Genomic DNA, 14,972 nt, shown 5'->3' on the forward strand with positions numbered 1-14,972 from the left:
AACCGCGATCAACTGATCGCGGCATCGGCTTTGGTGCGAATCACATTGGCGGCGCTCGAAGCGCCATCCCGCCAGAAATCCATGTGCGCGAACTGCTCGAACAGATCGGGCGGCAGGATCGTGCGCCGAGGTTGCAACGCTACACGCGGCTTGACCCGGTGCAGGCCGGTCACACCCAGCGCTTCGTCGAAATCGGGGGCGTCGTAGCTGAGGTTGTCGAAGTCATGCTCGAACCACGGCTCGCCGATGAATCCATAGACCAGACGCATCACCATCTCGGGGGCCTGGGACAGCAGGTCGTAGTCGACGACCAGCAGGTTGTCGGCGTTTTCGCCGTAGTAGGCTTCTTTGAGCGCCGACCAGGCGTAGCCCACCAGGCGGTTGCGCTGGGCCAGGGTCTCGACACGGCTGTACACCGTGTTGCGCTCGGCGCCATCGTTGAACAGCTTGGTGTTTTCGAAGGGGTTGGCACGGTACAGGCGCTCGACGCTGTCCATGATCCACGCCACGTTGCGCACGCAGGCGATGACTTTGGCCTGGGGAAACAGGTCGTGCAGCGCCGGCATGCGTGCGCACCACTGACGGTTGGTGTCGAACACCACCTGGGTGGACGTCTTGTCGGCGTAGTAGGCGTCAAACAGCCCGCGCAGCAGGCGCCGCCGGGTGCCGGGGTCGATGACCGAACCGAATTCGCTGCCGGCACTGCATTGCTCCAGCACGCCGTTGAACAGTGTGCCGACCGGGCTGCTCATGCCCGCGTGGAAACGGGGGTTCTGCAACAGGATTGCGGCCAGCAGGGTGGACCCGGAACGGGGCAAACCGGAAATAAAGTGATACTGCAATCCCTTCACCACTTGTAGGACAAAGATCCATTTGTGCCCGTAGCGTAGTTCAGGATTGCCGTGTGTACTAGTGGGCATTTGCCACTATTTTGATATTCGCCCAATACCGATTGGATATTAGCGGCAGCCCACGGCCTGCAAGGGCTCTGGCCCGTGGCACAGGACAAAAAGACGCGCCCGCGCCCCGCCGCCGTCCTGTTGCAGCAACAGTCGCCAACCGTCGGGTAACGGCGCGAAATCGTCCGGCGCTTCATTGCTGCTGATCAGCCACACGCGCCGCGTATCGGCGGGCAACGCCGACAAATGGTCGAGGTAAATGCGTCCACCGTCCTGGTCCACCAGGGTGCCGAACCCATAGGCGTTCGGTCGCGTCGGCGTGCCGTCGGGCCTGGGCGGGGTATAGAGCTGCAACTGGGCGTCGGTCTGGTCGTAATAGACGTAGCTGAGGTACCACATCATGTCGCTGAGGACGATGCGATCGTCTTCCTGGTAATTGCGGTTGACGAACTCCACCGGCACGTTGAACTGGTCCTGCTCGTCCACGGTGAAGTTGTTCTTCAGCCCCACCAGTTCCACGCCGGCGAACAGCACGAACAGCGCCGCCCCCAGCAGGGAAAAACGCGCGGGCAGGCGGTCGATCGCCAGGGCCACGAGCATCGGCAGGCCCAGGGCGTACACCGTGAGGTAGCGCTCGATGAAGACCGGCGAGATGAACGACACGCCGTACACCAACAGCAGCGGCAACAGAAAGAACAGCGCCAGCAGGCCCGCCGGGCGATAACGTTCGCGCTCGCGCCAGGCGGTCACCACCACCACGCCCACCAACAGTAAGGGGAACAGCCAGAACAGCGGGGGCCAGAAGCCCGTGCCTTCATCCTGGAGCATGAACTGCCAGATCATCGACGGCACCGACAGCCAACCGACTGGGTCTTCCCAGCCGATATCCCCGCCCACCTTGAGCTGTTCGACGTGCTGTACCAGGTCCAACAGACCCGGTAGCCAGGGCAGGTACAACAACACAATGACGGTATTGGCGGCCCACCAGGCCGGGCGCGTGATCAGGCGCTGGCCCGACGCCTGGGACGTGCACAAAAGCCCCAGGTAGGCCCAGTGCACCAGCACACACAGCGCGGTGAAGTAATGGGTATAGAAACCGGCGCTCATCAACAGCACATAGGCCACCAGGTAGCGTGTGCGTTCCGGCTGGCGCACCCAGTACACCAGCGCCAGGGTGGCGCCCACCAGCCACACGGCCAGCAGCGAGTACATGCGCACTTCCTGGCTGTACCGCACGGCGGACGGCAGCAACGCCAGCAGGATACCCGCGAGCAACGCTGCCCGTCGGGTGGACAACTGCCGCACCAGCCAGATGCCCAGGCCCACCGCGACCACGCCCGGAATGGCGCTCATGCCGCGAATCGACCAGATGCCGTCGCCAAAGATCTCGATCCACCCGCGCAGCATGAAAAAGTACAGCGGCGGATGCACATCATGGGCTGCGTGAAACCACAGGTCGGCCACGGCATATTCGCTGAGCAGCAGGCTGGAACCTTCGTCGCCCCAAATGGCGGCGGACGTCAGCCCGTAAAACCGCAAGGCCATGGCCAGCGCCAGGATCGGCACCCACCACAGCCGGCTCAGCCAAGCCGCGCCTTCCCAGGCCTGCGTGAGGCGGTTGACGGCGGGAAATGCCTCAACCTTGTCGTCTTGCTCTACCACAGACCGTCGCACCTCTGTTTCCTCACCACTGCCCGTTTCCCGGGCAAAACCTGCGCCTGCGCAAACAAGCGCCACTCTAGGCCAAAAGCCCTCGGTTCGCTCGCTGTTTCGCAACCGCCGGGCAACCCGCAAGACCTGCGTCTACGCTCTGCGATGACGTCGGATCGATTGGCGTCACACTCCGTATAGCCCATACAAGGATGAGCGATTCATGGAAGTATTCATCGGCACCATTCAACCCTTTGCATTTAACTTTGCCCCGCAGGGCTGGGCCTTGTGCGCCGGCCAGATCGTTTCCATCAGCCAGAACCAGGCGTTGTTCGCCCTGATCACCACCACCTACGGCGGCGATGGCGTGCAAACCTTCAAGTTGCCGGACCTGCAAAGCCGGCTGCCCGTCGGCCAAGGCAACGGCGCGGGCCTGACCCCGCGCGTCATCGGCGACTTTTCCGGCACCGAATCCGTGACCGCCACCCTGGTCAACCTGCCGGTCCATACCCACACCGCCACCGCGATCACCGCCACCACGGCCATTCAACTGACGAGCGCGACCAGCAACCCGGTGACAATACCCACCGCCACCAACTCCTTTATCGGCGCCTCCGGCAGCGGGCCGGGCAGCGCTACGATCTACTCGGACCAACAGGGCACCAACCCGGTGCCGCTCCAGGGTGTAACCACCACGGTGACAAGCCCGACAATCGGCCCGGCCGGGCAGGGCCAACCCATGGCGTCCATGAACCCCTTCCTGGCGATCAACTTCAGCATTGCCCTCAACGGCATCTTTCCGTCACGCGGCTGACGCACTGCCTTGGCCGAGGCTCGCGAGCCTCGGCACTTCTGACGTGGAGCTTTCCTATGCTGAACCTGGTCACCCTCGAACACTTCCGACCTTTGCTGGCGCGCACCAGCGTGCTGTACCTGCCGGACGGCTCGGCGCTGCCGATCCAGGTCCAGAGCCTGTGCGAAACACCGGACGCCACCTTGCCGGGCAGCCCGCGCGAGGCGTTCAGTGTGCAACTCAACAGCCTGGGCCCGACGGACTTCGTCGATGGCTTATGCCGCCTGCCGCTGCCCGGCGCCACCCTGGAACAGGTGTTCGTCTCCCGCGAACCCGCCATGGGCCGCGACAGCGAGCGCGGCTACTTCTGCATCGTGTTCAACTGAGACGGGTACCACACCAGCCGTTGCGCGGCGGGTGTCTGCTCTTGCACTTGAAACCCCAGCGCCAGGTAATGCTGGCGCGCATGGGGGTTGCTCGCCCACACCACCGTCGCCACCGGGCACTGCACCTGCGCCGCCGCCTGCTGCACCCCTTGCAACACCGCGCGCCCAAAACCCTTGCCGCGCGCAGCGGGAATGAACGCCAGGTACAGCACGCGAATCTCGTTGGCACCGAAGTCGGCACTCAAGGCGCCGATGGCCGTGCCCAGTTTCTCGATCACGTAATGCAGGGCGCCGGGGAAGTGTTCGTCCATGCCCTTTTCCTGCACCTGGAACTGCTGGGCAATCACCTCTTCCACCAGCGCCCGCTCACCGTCGATCCACTGTAAATCCGCACGCGCCGAGTGATACAGCGCCTGCAAAAACGGCTTGTCGCTGTCCCGTGACGGGCGCACCACCAACCCCTGCGCCAGGGCGCCTTCCTTGTTCAACATCGCGTTCAACTCCTGTCAGAACCCGCTTTCACGCACCCCCAGCGCCGCCGCCCGGCGCCAGGTCACACCCAGCACCGACTCGCTGCGCCCCTGCAACACCACCACGCCGCGCAGCGGCTGACGGGGCGTCGGGATCGGTTGCACACTGTTCAATCGCGCGCCGTACTGCGCCTGCACCGGTTCCGGCCGCTGGTTTTCGTCGCGACGCACGGCAATCGGCCCATGGTGATCAGAGGTCAGCGCCTCCTGATCCAGGTAGGCCACACCGTTGGCATCGATCTCCGTCAGTTCCACCGGGATGGCCGCATGCATCGGATCGTCAGCGATAAACCGCCCGGTCGCGCCCGGAGCCACGCGCCACAGCTCGGCTTCGGCCAGGTAGCCACGCAGCCGCGCGCCGTCTTCGACGATGCGCGCCAGCGATTCCCTGGGTGACACCCAGCGCCCCGCGCTCAGTTGCGGCGACAGATCACGCACGGTGCCGGCATGGGGCGCGCGCAGCAGCAGTCGCTCACGCTGGGCGGCCAGGCCACGGTATTCGGCCAGGGCCTGGGACAGGCGCTGGTCATTGATGCCGGCATCCGCCGCCGTCTCGCTGCGCCCGGCCTGGCGGCGCATCTGCAACTGCAGGATCTCCACTTCACGACGCACGATGCCTTGCCGCGCGGCCAGGTCAGGGGATTCGAGTTCGATCAACACCTGTCCCTGGGTCACCACCTGACCGTCGACCACGCGTAGCTGCTGGATGCGCGCCGCCACTGGCGCATGCAACGCACTGGAGCGCCCCGCCTCCAGCATGGCCGGCAACTCCACGGCGCTGCGCCACGGCACCACCAGCGCCAACAGGATCAGCACCAGCCCCAGGCCACTGAGCCATACGCGGGGGGCATACGCCTGGCTGCGTCGGCTCCACCACTCACGCCATTCCTTGAAGATCGGCAGGAAGATGAACCACACCAGTTCCACCAGCATCAGGAAGATCCCCAGTAGCTTGAAGAACAGGTGATACACCGCCAGCGCGATCCCTAGGAACAACGCCGCGCGCCACAGCCACGCCAGGTAGCCCCACCCCAGCAAGCGCCGCTGCATGACCGGCGACCACGGCTCCGGTGCAGGCTCGCCATAACCGAACAGGGCCTCGCGCAAGCGCCAGCGACACAGGGCAAAGGCGCGGCCTTGCAGGTTGTCGACGCCCCATAGATCACTGATCAGAAAATAACCATCAAAGCGCATGAACGGGTTGAGGTTGATCGCCAGGGTCGTCAGCCAGGTGGCACTGGCCAGCATGAACGCCGCCGTGCGTGCCGGGCCGTCCGGCAACAGCGACCAGGCCAGCAACGCCAGGCAGGCCAGCAGCAGTTCGGCCATCACCCCGCCGGCACCGATCATCAGCCGCGCGCGGCGATCATTCACGCGCCAGGCGTCACTCACATCGGTGTAGAACATGGGCAGCAGCACCATGAATGCCACCCCCATGCTCTGCACCCGGCAGCCGGCGCGCTTGGCCATGAACGCATGGCCGAACTCATGGCACAGCTTGGCGAAGAACAGCGCGGTGCCAAACGCCAGCGCGCCCCCCAGGCTGAACAGGTGCGGGAAGGTCGCCAGAAAACGCTGCCAGTCCCGCGCCACCAGAAACACCCCCAGGCCCAGCACCAGCGGCAGACCATAGCGCAGCAATCGCGGCCCGAACCGCGCCAGCCACGGCCAGGTGCGATTGAGGAACGCGTCGGGCCGCCACAGCGGGATGCGGAAAAACAGGTATTGGTGCAGCAGGACTGTCCACAGCCCCTGCTTCTGGGCGCGGGCCTTGTAGAGGTAGCTGGCGCGCTGCTGAGGGTCCAGCGCCGCGATCAGGTCGTGGGTGCGCAAAAAGCCCAGCAGTTCCTCCACTTCGCGCTCGCCCAGTGGCAGGCCCGGCTCGCGGTTGGCCGCTTGCAATACTTTTTGCGGGTCGCCCAGGGACCAGTGGCGCAGCAAGCGGATCGCGGTGGCGCCCAGTTTGAAATAGCGCCCGCGCACCGGGTCGGCCAGGGTCCAGCGCGGCGAGCCGTCCAGTGCCGCGCCGGCGCTGGACAGTTGCAAGTCTTCACGCAGCCCGGGCAGGTTCATCACAGACCCACGCTTTGGCGCAGGCCCGCCAATGGCCGACGCAGCAGGTACAGGGCCAGCGGCGCGCGTTCGCCGAAGATTTTTGCGGTGCCCCGCAGCCCGATGCGCGGGGGGGGCTCATTGAACTGCGCGTCGAGGCGATACGCCAGTTGGCCGCCCGGCGTGGGCTGCGCCTCGTAGGCGACGCGTTGCAGGGTGGCGAGATGACGCTTCAACGGGTCGCTGTCGAGGAACAACGCCACCTGGGCATCGGGCTCCAGGGCGATGGCGTCGCCCACCGCCAGCTCGATGCGTAATTCGGCCTGGCCGGGGTCGGCGATCTGCAACAGGCGCTCGCCGGTCTGCACGGGCTTGCCGGTCCAGCGCTCGGCGTCGGCGAACACCGCAATGCCGTCACGTTCGGCGCGCACCTCGCTGCGTTTGAGCAGTTCCCGGGCGTAATCCCGTTCGGCGCGCTTTTGCTCGACGCGGGCGGCCAGCAAATCGATGCGCGAGTTCGACTCGGCGTCGGCAAACGCACGCTGCGCATTGGCCTTGAGTTCGGCTTCGGCAACGCCCAGGGCGCGCGCGGCCACATCGGCCTGGGCCGTGAGGGTGGTGCTTTCAAAACGCAGCAGCAGGTCGCCGGTTTTTACCGTCTGGTTGGGCTTGACCAGAAACTCGGCAATCACCCCGTCCAGGGGCGCGGCCACCACTTGCCCGGCCAGCGGCACCACTTCGGCGGGCGCCAGCACCGATTGACGCACCGGAATCAACAGCATCAGCAGCAAGGCGACCACCGCCAGCACCTGGCGCTTGCGGGTCAAGCGCAGTCGCCACGGCTGGCGCGGTTGCAGGGCCCGCCAGGCATGGCTGTAGGTATCGCCCAATTGGGCCAGCAGTACCTGTTCGGGAGGGTTCCACGGGGTCTCGCGCGCCAGCCATAAACCACCGAACACACGGCCCTGGGGATCGATCAGCGGCAACCAGAACACCTGCCCAGCCGACAGGCTTTGCCAGTCAGCCTGCACCTGGTCGCTCAGTGACTCGGTCGACACCACGCGTGCCGTCTGCGCCAACGACTGTTTGTGCAGTTGCGCCACCGCCTGCTCGACGAACGCTACGAACGGCGCATTCGGGTCAACGCTGCTCACCGCCGTCACCGCCTGCACCTTGCCGGCGATCAGCAAAGCGGCATGGCGATAACCGAACAGCGACTGTCCGTCATTGACCAGGCTGTAGGCCAGTTGCTCAGTGCTGCGCGCGGCGCGGGTCTGGCGCTCCAGGTCGAGAAACTGCGCGAACACTCGTTCTGTGTTGCCCAGCAGCGGCGCGTTCATTGCAGTTGCGCGAAGTGGGCGGTGCCGCTCATGCCGGCCATCAGCCCGGAGGCGTTGGACACGGTGGCGACCAGCAGCAGCGTCTGGCTGCCTTCATCGATACGCGCACCCAGGCGCTTGACCGTGGCATTGAACGCCTGACCGGTTTCATCCGGGGTGAAATTGAAGGTCTGGCCCGGCTTGAGCTTGCTCATCCAGCGCGAAGGCACCAGCAGGTGGATCTCCAGGCTGCGGTTGTCGACGATCTCCAGCAAAGGCGTGCCGACCGAAACGCTTTCGTAGCGCTGGACCTTGCGCTGCACCACTTGGCCGTCATACGGCGCCAGCACGCTGCACCGCTTGACCTGCACCTGATAGACCTGGGACTGGGCCTGGGTTTCGGTGAGCTTGGCTTCAGCCCGCGCCACTTCAAAACGCCCGACCGAGTTCAACGCCGCCAGTTGTTTGTTGTGGGACAGTTCCTCGCCGGCGCCCCGGCTGGCCGCCTGAGCGGCATTGAGTTGGGCCTGATAGGCCGAGCAATCGAAACGCGCCAGGGTGTCGCCCTTTTTGAACGACTCGCCCTCGCTGAACGGCAGGTCGACGATCCGCCCCGACAATTCGCTGGCCAGCACTGCCTGGTCGCGGGCGCGCAAGACGCCACGCGCCTCGCCTTCGCTGCTGGTGGTGGCTGAGGGTGGGTGGTCCAGCAACGGGTCATCCGCCAGTACCGGCGGCGCCATTGCCATCAGGCAGGAAACTCCGAAAATCCATTCACGTAACTGCTTCATACGACCTCCCTGACGATGGCTCAGTCTAGGGCAGCGGAGTTAAATTGCCACTACCCTCAATCGGACAAATCGGTAATTTGTGTGGGCCTTCACCTACGCCCCGGCGGGATCACGCTATGATTGGCGCCTTCCAAGGACTCAGGATCAAGGACACGTCATGCGCATCGGTTTTCTGCCGCCCCTGGCACTGGCATTGCTCGCCGGCACCTCCCTTCAGGCCCAGGCCAGCTCCGACGACTTCTGCTTTCCCGACTGGAGGGTTTCGCGTGACACCCTCGACACGTGCAACAACCTGCCGTTCCTGAGTCCCGGCAACGACAGCCGCACCAACCTGCGCCTGTTGCTGGCCGACCAGAAAGCCGCGCCCCTGAGCCCTGCTGCGCTGGATGAAGATGACCTGGCCCAGGGTTTCGGCCCGGTGCCCTTCCCGGTCTATCGCCTGGCCCGTCACGCCGATTCGAACACCGAGCCCGACAACGGCGCCGACGACTCGCGTACCGCCGAACTCGATACCCTGCTCAAGCCCCTTGGCATCCAGCGCGAGGAATACAAAACCGCCGGCGAAGCCTTTCTCAGCGGCGAAGGCAGCCGTTGCCGCAGCAACGACGATGACAGTGCCACCGCGTTTGTCCGCCAGGTGGTCAAGGCCGACATGCCGACGCCCGAGCGCGAGCTGCTGGTGAAGGCGCGGCTACAGTTGCTCACCACCTGTAGCTGGGAAGGGCCGATCGTGGCAGACCCGCAGCAGATCCAGTCCAGCGACGGCCAACTGTTTCGTACCTACCTGCAAGCCGCCGCCGATTTCTACAGCGGTCGTTTTGCCGAGGCCGGACGTGGCTTTGCCGCCGCCGACGCCTCCAACGTGCCGTGGCTGAAGGAAACCGCGCTGTACATGACCGCGCGAAACGCGCTCAACCAGGCGCAGGCCAACACCTATGACGACTACGGCGTGCCGCAACTGGAGCGCGTGGACAAGCCCGCATTGGCCGAGGCCCAACAGGCTTTCGACCACTACCTGAAGGCTTATCCACAAGGCGAATACACCGCCTCTGCGCGCGGCCTGCTACGGCGCGTGTACTGGCTGGCGGACGACAACCCCAAACTCGCCGAAGCCTATGCCCGGGAGCTGACACAAACCGCCGACGCCCAGCGCAACGTGTCCGTGGACGAACTGGTGGAAGAAGCCGACACCAAGCTGCTGATGGTCAGCACTGGCGCCATCGACACGCCGATGCTTCAACTGGTCAGCGACCTGATGCTGATGCGCGCACACACGCCCCCTTCCCTCACCCGCGAAGCACTCGACAAGCGCAAAGCGGTGTTCGCCAACAACCCCGCGCAATACGACTACCTGCGCGCGGTGTATGCCCTGTACGTGGAGCATCAGCCGGACAGCGCCTTGAAGCTTCTGCCCCAGGAAGTGCCGGCGAACCTGGACTACTTTGCCTTCAGCCAACAGACCCTGCGGGCGTTGGCACTGGAAGATAAAAAGGACTGGCAAGGTGCCGAAGCCCTGTGGCTCAAGCTGTTGCCGCTGGCGAAACTGCCGTTGCAGCGAGACCAACTGGAGCTGGCCCTGGCGCTGAACTACGAGCGCAGCGGCCAGTTGGCCAAGGTGTTCGCCACCGACTCGCCGATCAGCGCCCCACAGGTGCGTTACATCCTGCTGCGCAATGTTGCCGGTCCGCAGCTGCTGCGCCAGCAGATCGCTCAGGCCCACGACCCGCTGGAACGCGAGACCGCGCAATTCGTGCTGCTGTACAAAGACCTGCTGCGGGGGCAGTTCGCCGCGTTCGCCGACGACCTCAAACAGCTGCCGACGCCAACCCCCGAGGACAAGCTCGGCACCAGCCTGGGGTATGTCTACAGTTCCAGCCAGACGCTGAAGCTATTCCAGTGGAACGGCGACAAGGCCGAATCCGGCTATGCCTGCCCGAGTATCGTGCAAACCGCCGCCACCTTGCAGGCTGAGCCAAAAAACCCGCAGGGTCTCAATTGCATCGGTGAATTCATCCTGCGCAACAACCTCGACGGCATGCCGCTTGAGCAGGCGCGCGCCGCCGGTAGCCTGGGCAGTACCGCGTCCAATTTCGAAGGTGACACCTTCTCGCGGCTCGACGGTTACAAACAGGTGATCGGCGATAGCAAGGCGCCGAAAAATGACAAGGCCTATGCGCTGTTTCGTGCTATCAACTGCTACGCGCCCGCCGGCTACAACAGTTGCGGCGGCGTCGAGGTGGAACCGGCCGTGCGCAAGGCCTGGTTCCGTCAGCTCAAAACCAGTTTCGCCGACACCCAGTGGGGCAAATCACTGCAGTACTACTGGTGAAACACCTGTGGCTCGGCGTGCTGTTGCTGGCAAGCCCGGCCTTCGGCGCCGTCGACGCCCGCGACTATGACGCGTTCTGGCTGTGGAGCGGCGTGACGCCGCAGCCGGTGCTCGAACAGGCGAAAACCCTGTACATCCTCCAGGGCCAGATCAACGCCAGCCGCCGCGCGCCGCAACAGGGCGTGCGGCTGATTGCCCAGGGCATGGGCGTGCCGCGCCTCACCCAGGGCGACGTGTGGGTGGTGTACCGCGCCCACACGCTGCGCTGGCCGGAACCGGTCTACACCCAACTGCTCGGCCAGGTGCAACGCTGGCGCGACGCGGGCAACCCGGTGGTCGGCATCCAGATCGATTTCGACGCCCGCACCCAATACCTGCACGAATACACCCACTTCCTGCGCGACCTGCGCCAACGCCTGCCCACCGACCTGCGCCTGAGCATCACCGGCCTGCTGGACTGGAGCAGCAACGCCGACCCGACCGCCATCGCCCAACTCAAAGGCGTGGTGGATGAAGTGGTGGTACAGACCTACCAGGGCCGGCACAGCATCCCGGACTATGCGGCATACCTGCCCCGGATGAACCGACTGGGCCTGCCGTTCAAGATCGGCTTGATACAGGGCGGCACGTGGGATGCACCGGCGTATTTGAAGGAAAGTGAGTGGTTTCGAGGGTATGTGGTGTTTTTGCAGAATCGTTGACATAGGTGTCAACTCTGTGCAAGAAAGTGTCCTCTGTCCGCGGACAGAGGACACTCGCTTTCGGAGCCCCATGAAAAGTCAAGATATCGTCATTCTGTTCAAACTGATCAGTCTGGAATTACAGGCCAAAGGGGATCGCATTAAAAAGCGCGTGTTCTCTGTGGAGAAGGAGAACGCCGCCCTTGGCTTTCAGAGCATTCCGGACTACAGCCAAAACTTCGAGACCGTGCGGCTTTCGTCAATTGATGACTGGCGGGGCTGGGATGACGTAGACGAAGAGTTTGAAGAGCGTCACTCACAGATTTATTCGGTGAGAGCCCTGTCCTCCGCACTGGGCCTTAGCAAAACCGAGGTGTCCTCATCCCTGCAGCGCTGCAAAGAAATTGGGCTGATTTATTCGAGCCCTATCGATGCAATACCTCAAGTAAGGAGCAAGGCGCTGCTGGATTTGGTCACGTACAGCATCCGCTATATTTTCCCCGCCAAACCCGGCCCTATCGTTCGTGGCATTCCAACAGCCTTCGCAGCACCAGTCCTGGCGGGCAAGCTGATGAGCGGCGGCGATCTCATTCCCGTCTGGCCGGACGCATACGGAAAAAGCAAAGGCCAGGAAGTCACGCCGCTTTATAAAACCGTTCCCGGCGCGGTCAAGAAGGATGAGCTGCTCTACCACTTCCTTGCCCTGGTTGACGCCATTCGCATCGGAGGCCCGCGCGAGGCCAAGGTGGCCGACGCCATGTTGCGGGAGTGGATCCTGTGACTCCAGCCGCAAAACGCTGTTCAACTGCATGAGCCACCGACGGGCACACGAGCCTCACGTTCAGTCCATGCCAATCGTCCAGGACACCACCCGGATACTGGCAACCGATGGATTCTGGGCCGAGCTCTCGATTCAGAAACAACTCGCGAGTCTCGCAACGCAGAGCCTTGATGGCGTCTCTACGGAAGACGACGTCACCTTCATGCTATTGCGAGCGTAGACACTCGACCCCTTTCATAAACGGCCATAACACTGTGTCGCTCAGCGATCCGCCGTTTGCAACGGATACACCGACTCCCACCCGCCACCCAGGGCGTTGTACAACCCGACCATGGCCAGCGACACGCCGGTGGAGCTTTCGACCCACTGTTCCTGAGTGGCCAGCAGCGCGCTTTGCACGGTGAGGACGTTGACGAAATCCACCACGCCTTCGACGTATTGATGCTGCGCGGTGGTCAGGGCGATCTGGTTCTGGCGTACGGCTTCGGCGAGGCTGTCGCGGCGCAGTTGGCTGGCGTTGTAGCGGGTGAGTTGGTCGTCGATTTCGTGCCAGGCGCGCAGCACGGTTTGCTGGTACGCGAGGGCCGCTTCCTGCTGTTGGGCCTCACGCAGGTTCAACATGCCTTGCAGGCGTCCGCCATTGAACAGCGGCAGGCTGAACTGCGGGCCGAAGGCCAATGTGCGGGAGCCCCAGGTGCCGAAATCCGACAGTTGCAAAGCCTGGGAACCCAGGCTGCCGGACAGGGTGATGCGCGGGTAGAAATCGCCCTTGGCCACGCCGATGCTGGCGGTGGCGGCATGCAGGCGGGCCTCGGCCTGGCGGATGTCCGGGCGGCGTTCGGCCAGCTCGGACGGCAGGCCGATCGCGACCTGGCGCCGGGTCTGCGGTACGGCGGCATCCTTGGACAATTGCGCGTGCAGGGCTTGGGGCGGCTCGCCCATCAACAGGCTGAGGGCGTTGATCAACTGGTCCTGGCGCTGTTGGAGGTCTGGCAGGCGCGCTTCGATGGCCGCGACCTGGGCGGCGGCCTCGGCTACGTCGAGGTCAGTGGCCACACCGTCGGCCAGGCGCAATTGCGAGAGTTTGAGGCTGTGGCGTGCAACGTCGAGGTTTTGCTCGGTGACGGCACGCGTGTTCTGCACGCCGCGCAATTGAATGTAGTCCTGGGCGGTCTCGGCCAGCACCGAGAGCAGTACCGCGCGACGATCGTTTTCGGCCACTTGCAGGGTGGCATCGGCGGCTTCGGTTTCGCGTTTGACCCGGCCCCAGAAGTCCAGCTCCCAGGACGCCGAGAAGCCCGCGTCCCATTGGTTGTACGCCGAGCGGCCATTCTCGCCGGACGGGTCGCTCAAGCCTTTGCCGCTGTTGCGCTGGCGCAGGTAGTCGCCGGTCGCGTTCACCGTGGGGTAACGCTCGGCGGTGGTCACCTGGCGTACCGCGCGGCTCTGTTGCAAGCGGCTGCTGGCCAACTTGAGGTCTAGGTTATCGCTGAGCGCACGCTGTGTGAGGGCCGTGAGTTGCGCATCGTGAAACACTTCCCACCAGCGCTCCTGCAAAGGGTCGCTGACGGCACGGCTGGCGGCTTGCCGGCCCTGGGGCTCACTCCAGCGGGTCACGTCCGGGTTTTGGGGCGTGTGGTAATCCGGGCCGACCGTGCAGGCACTCAGGCTGATAAGGCTCAGGGTGAGCCATGCCATGGGTTTCATTGCTGGGCCACCTCGCGCTGTTGCGCCACAGGCTGGGTGTCGACGCTGGCTTCCACCGACATGCCGACCCGCAGGCGCTCGGCCAGGGGCTGGCCCGGTTCCAGCACGATCTTCACCGGAATACGCTGCACTACCTTGGTGAAATTGCCGGTGGCGTTGTCGGGTCTGACCGCGGCGAAGGTCACGCCGGTGGCCGGTGCCAGGCTTTCCAGATGCCCCTGGAGCAGCTCGCCGTCGAGGCTGTCGACACGCACTTGCACAGCCTGCCCGGCGTGCATGTGGGAAAGCTGGGTCTCCTGGAAGTTGGCCACCACGTAGGCGTCGGTCAACGGCACCACGGCGAGCAGCTTGCTGCCCGGGGTCACATAGGCGCCGACGCGCACCGCGCGCTCGCCGACCATGCCATCCACCGGCGCCACGATGCGCGTGTACGACAGTTGATAACTGGCCAGCTCCAGCGCCGCCTGGGCACGTTTGAGCCCGCCCTCGGCCGCATCGCGCTGGGCGGTGAGGATTTCCACCTGCTTGCGCTCCGCCGCCAGCACGGCGCTGGCATTGGCCAGGCGCGCGGTGGCCTGGTCGATGCGCGTCTTGGCTTGCTGGGCGTTCTGCACGGTGCCGGCACCCACCCCGGCGAGGTGGTTGTAGCGATTCAATTCGTGTTCGGCGAAGGCCATCTCGGCGCGATCCGCCGCGACGGTGGCCTGGGCCTGGGCGATCACCGAGCTTTGCCGCTCCAGGGTGGCGTTGGCGTTCTTCAACTGGGCCTGGGCGACCAGGGCATCGGCGTCGGCGGCCTGGGCGGCGGCGCGGAAATCGCGGTCGTCGATCAGCGCCAGCAGCTGCCCGGCCTTGACGCGCTGGTTGTCGTCCACCAGCACGTCCTTGATAAAGCCCGCCACGCGCGGCGCCACCTGGGTGAAATCGGCGGTGACGAAGGCGTCGTTGGTGGTCTGGCGCTGGCTGCCCAGCAAGCCCGGTGCAGCCAGGTAGACCAGCGCGCCGACGGCAAACACCGCGATAACGGCGACGGCAATTTTGTCTTTGCGTTTCAT

At 64.6% G+C, this 14,972-nt stretch carries 13 protein-coding genes; 5 read left to right on the plus strand and 8 right to left on the minus strand.

Annotated features, from left to right (window positions below):
* Positions 1–8: 8 nt before the first annotated feature.
* A complete protein-coding gene (locus tag ACW9IN_RS14710; protein WP_457366593.1) occupies positions 9–851 on the minus strand; it encodes a sulfotransferase family protein in 843 nt (280 codons plus the stop codon).
* A gap of 108 nt (positions 852–959) precedes the next feature.
* Positions 960–2,573, minus strand: a complete 1,614-nt coding sequence (locus ACW9IN_RS14715) for a glycosyltransferase family 39 protein (RefSeq protein WP_457366569.1) — start codon at positions 2,571–2,573, stop codon at positions 960–962.
* A gap of 199 nt (positions 2,574–2,772) precedes the next feature.
* Between ACW9IN_RS14715 and ACW9IN_RS14720 the strand changes: the two genes are divergently transcribed.
* Positions 2,773–3,363: a phage tail protein gene (locus tag ACW9IN_RS14720; RefSeq protein WP_457366570.1), complete on the plus strand. Its 591-nt coding sequence runs from the start codon at positions 2,773–2,775 to the stop codon at positions 3,361–3,363.
* 56 nt (positions 3,364–3,419) lie between these two features.
* Positions 3,420–3,728, plus strand: a complete 309-nt coding sequence (locus ACW9IN_RS14725; protein ID WP_457366571.1) for a hypothetical protein — start codon at positions 3,420–3,422, stop codon at positions 3,726–3,728.
* Here the strand turns inward: ACW9IN_RS14725 and ACW9IN_RS14730 are convergent.
* Genes ACW9IN_RS14730 through ACW9IN_RS14745 form a run of 4 tightly spaced genes read right to left on the minus strand, consistent with a single transcriptional unit; the run spans position 3,704 to position 8,420 of the window.
* The gene (locus ACW9IN_RS14730) at positions 3,704–4,219 is read right to left on the minus strand and encodes a GNAT family N-acetyltransferase (RefSeq protein WP_457366572.1); all 516 of its coding nucleotides are present in this window, start codon (positions 4,217–4,219) and stop codon (positions 3,704–3,706) included. The genes ACW9IN_RS14725 and ACW9IN_RS14730 overlap by 25 nt on opposite strands.
* 15 nt (positions 4,220–4,234) lie before the next feature.
* Entirely contained in the window at positions 4,235–6,331 is a 2,097-nt protein-coding gene (locus ACW9IN_RS14735; protein WP_457366573.1) for an HlyD family efflux transporter periplasmic adaptor subunit, read from the minus strand.
* The gene (locus tag ACW9IN_RS14740) at positions 6,331–7,650 is read right to left on the minus strand and encodes an efflux RND transporter periplasmic adaptor subunit (RefSeq protein WP_457366574.1); all 1,320 of its coding nucleotides are present in this window, start codon (positions 7,648–7,650) and stop codon (positions 6,331–6,333) included. The genes ACW9IN_RS14735 and ACW9IN_RS14740 overlap by 1 nt, the downstream gene beginning before the upstream one ends.
* Complete coding sequence (locus ACW9IN_RS14745) at positions 7,647–8,420, minus strand: efflux RND transporter periplasmic adaptor subunit (RefSeq protein WP_457366575.1); 774 nt, start codon at positions 8,418–8,420, stop codon at positions 7,647–7,649. The genes ACW9IN_RS14740 and ACW9IN_RS14745 overlap by 4 nt, the downstream gene beginning before the upstream one ends.
* Before the next feature lie 157 nt (positions 8,421–8,577).
* Here ACW9IN_RS14745 and ACW9IN_RS14750 point away from each other — a divergent pair, with 157 nt between their 5' ends.
* From ACW9IN_RS14750 to ACW9IN_RS14760, 3 genes are all read left to right on the plus strand, one after another.
* On the plus strand, positions 8,578–10,749 hold the full coding sequence (locus tag ACW9IN_RS14750; RefSeq protein WP_457366576.1) for an outer membrane assembly lipoprotein YfiO: 2,172 nt from the start codon (positions 8,578–8,580) through the stop codon (positions 10,747–10,749).
* Positions 10,746–11,450 carry a DUF3142 domain-containing protein gene (locus ACW9IN_RS14755; RefSeq protein WP_457366577.1) on the plus strand — a complete coding sequence of 235 codons (705 nt, stop codon included), beginning with the start codon at positions 10,746–10,748 and terminating at the stop codon, positions 11,448–11,450. Before ACW9IN_RS14750 ends, ACW9IN_RS14755 begins: the two co-directional genes overlap by 4 nt.
* A gap of 70 nt (positions 11,451–11,520) precedes the next feature.
* Positions 11,521–12,210, plus strand: coding sequence for a hypothetical protein (locus ACW9IN_RS14760; protein ID WP_457366578.1), 690 nt, complete (start codon positions 11,521–11,523; stop codon positions 12,208–12,210).
* A gap of 261 nt (positions 12,211–12,471) precedes the next feature.
* Here ACW9IN_RS14760 and ACW9IN_RS14765 read toward each other — a convergent pair whose 3' ends face one another.
* Complete coding sequence (locus tag ACW9IN_RS14765; RefSeq protein WP_457366579.1) at positions 12,472–13,917, minus strand: efflux transporter outer membrane subunit; 1,446 nt, start codon at positions 13,915–13,917, stop codon at positions 12,472–12,474.
* Positions 13,914–14,972: an HlyD family secretion protein gene (locus ACW9IN_RS14770; RefSeq protein WP_457366580.1), complete on the minus strand. Its 1,059-nt coding sequence runs from the start codon at positions 14,970–14,972 to the stop codon at positions 13,914–13,916. Before ACW9IN_RS14770 ends, ACW9IN_RS14765 begins: the two co-directional genes overlap by 4 nt.

The sequence above is a fragment of the Pseudomonas sp. SDO5271_S396 genome, assembly GCF_054071795.1.

What these genes read in the sequence shown, in the direction of transcription:
- ACW9IN_RS14725 (WP_457366571.1), top strand. Translation starts at nt 3,420, where the DNA reads ATGCTGAACCTGGTCACCCTCGAACACTTCCGACCTTTGCTGGCGCGC.
- ACW9IN_RS14760 (WP_457366578.1), top strand. Translation starts at nt 11,521, where the DNA reads ATGAAAAGTCAAGATATCGTCATTCTGTTCAAACTGATCAGTCTGGAA.
- ACW9IN_RS14750 (WP_457366576.1), top strand. Translation starts at nt 8,578, where the DNA reads ATGCGCATCGGTTTTCTGCCGCCCCTGGCACTGGCATTGCTCGCCGGC.
- ACW9IN_RS14740 (WP_457366574.1), bottom strand. Translation starts at nt 7,650, where the DNA reads ATGAACGCGCCGCTGCTGGGCAACACAGAACGAGTGTTCGCGCAGTTT.
- ACW9IN_RS14730 (WP_457366572.1), bottom strand. Translation starts at nt 4,219, where the DNA reads ATGTTGAACAAGGAAGGCGCCCTGGCGCAGGGGTTGGTGGTGCGCCCG.
- ACW9IN_RS14770 (WP_457366580.1), bottom strand. Translation starts at nt 14,972, where the DNA reads ATGAAACGCAAAGACAAAATTGCCGTCGCCGTTATCGCGGTGTTTGCC.
- ACW9IN_RS14765 (WP_457366579.1), bottom strand. Translation starts at nt 13,917, where the DNA reads ATGAAACCCATGGCATGGCTCACCCTGAGCCTTATCAGCCTGAGTGCC.
- ACW9IN_RS14720 (WP_457366570.1), top strand. Translation starts at nt 2,773, where the DNA reads ATGGAAGTATTCATCGGCACCATTCAACCCTTTGCATTTAACTTTGCC.
- ACW9IN_RS14745 (WP_457366575.1), bottom strand. Translation starts at nt 8,420, where the DNA reads ATGAAGCAGTTACGTGAATGGATTTTCGGAGTTTCCTGCCTGATGGCA.
- ACW9IN_RS14735 (WP_457366573.1), bottom strand. Translation starts at nt 6,331, where the DNA reads ATGAACCTGCCCGGGCTGCGTGAAGACTTGCAACTGTCCAGCGCCGGC.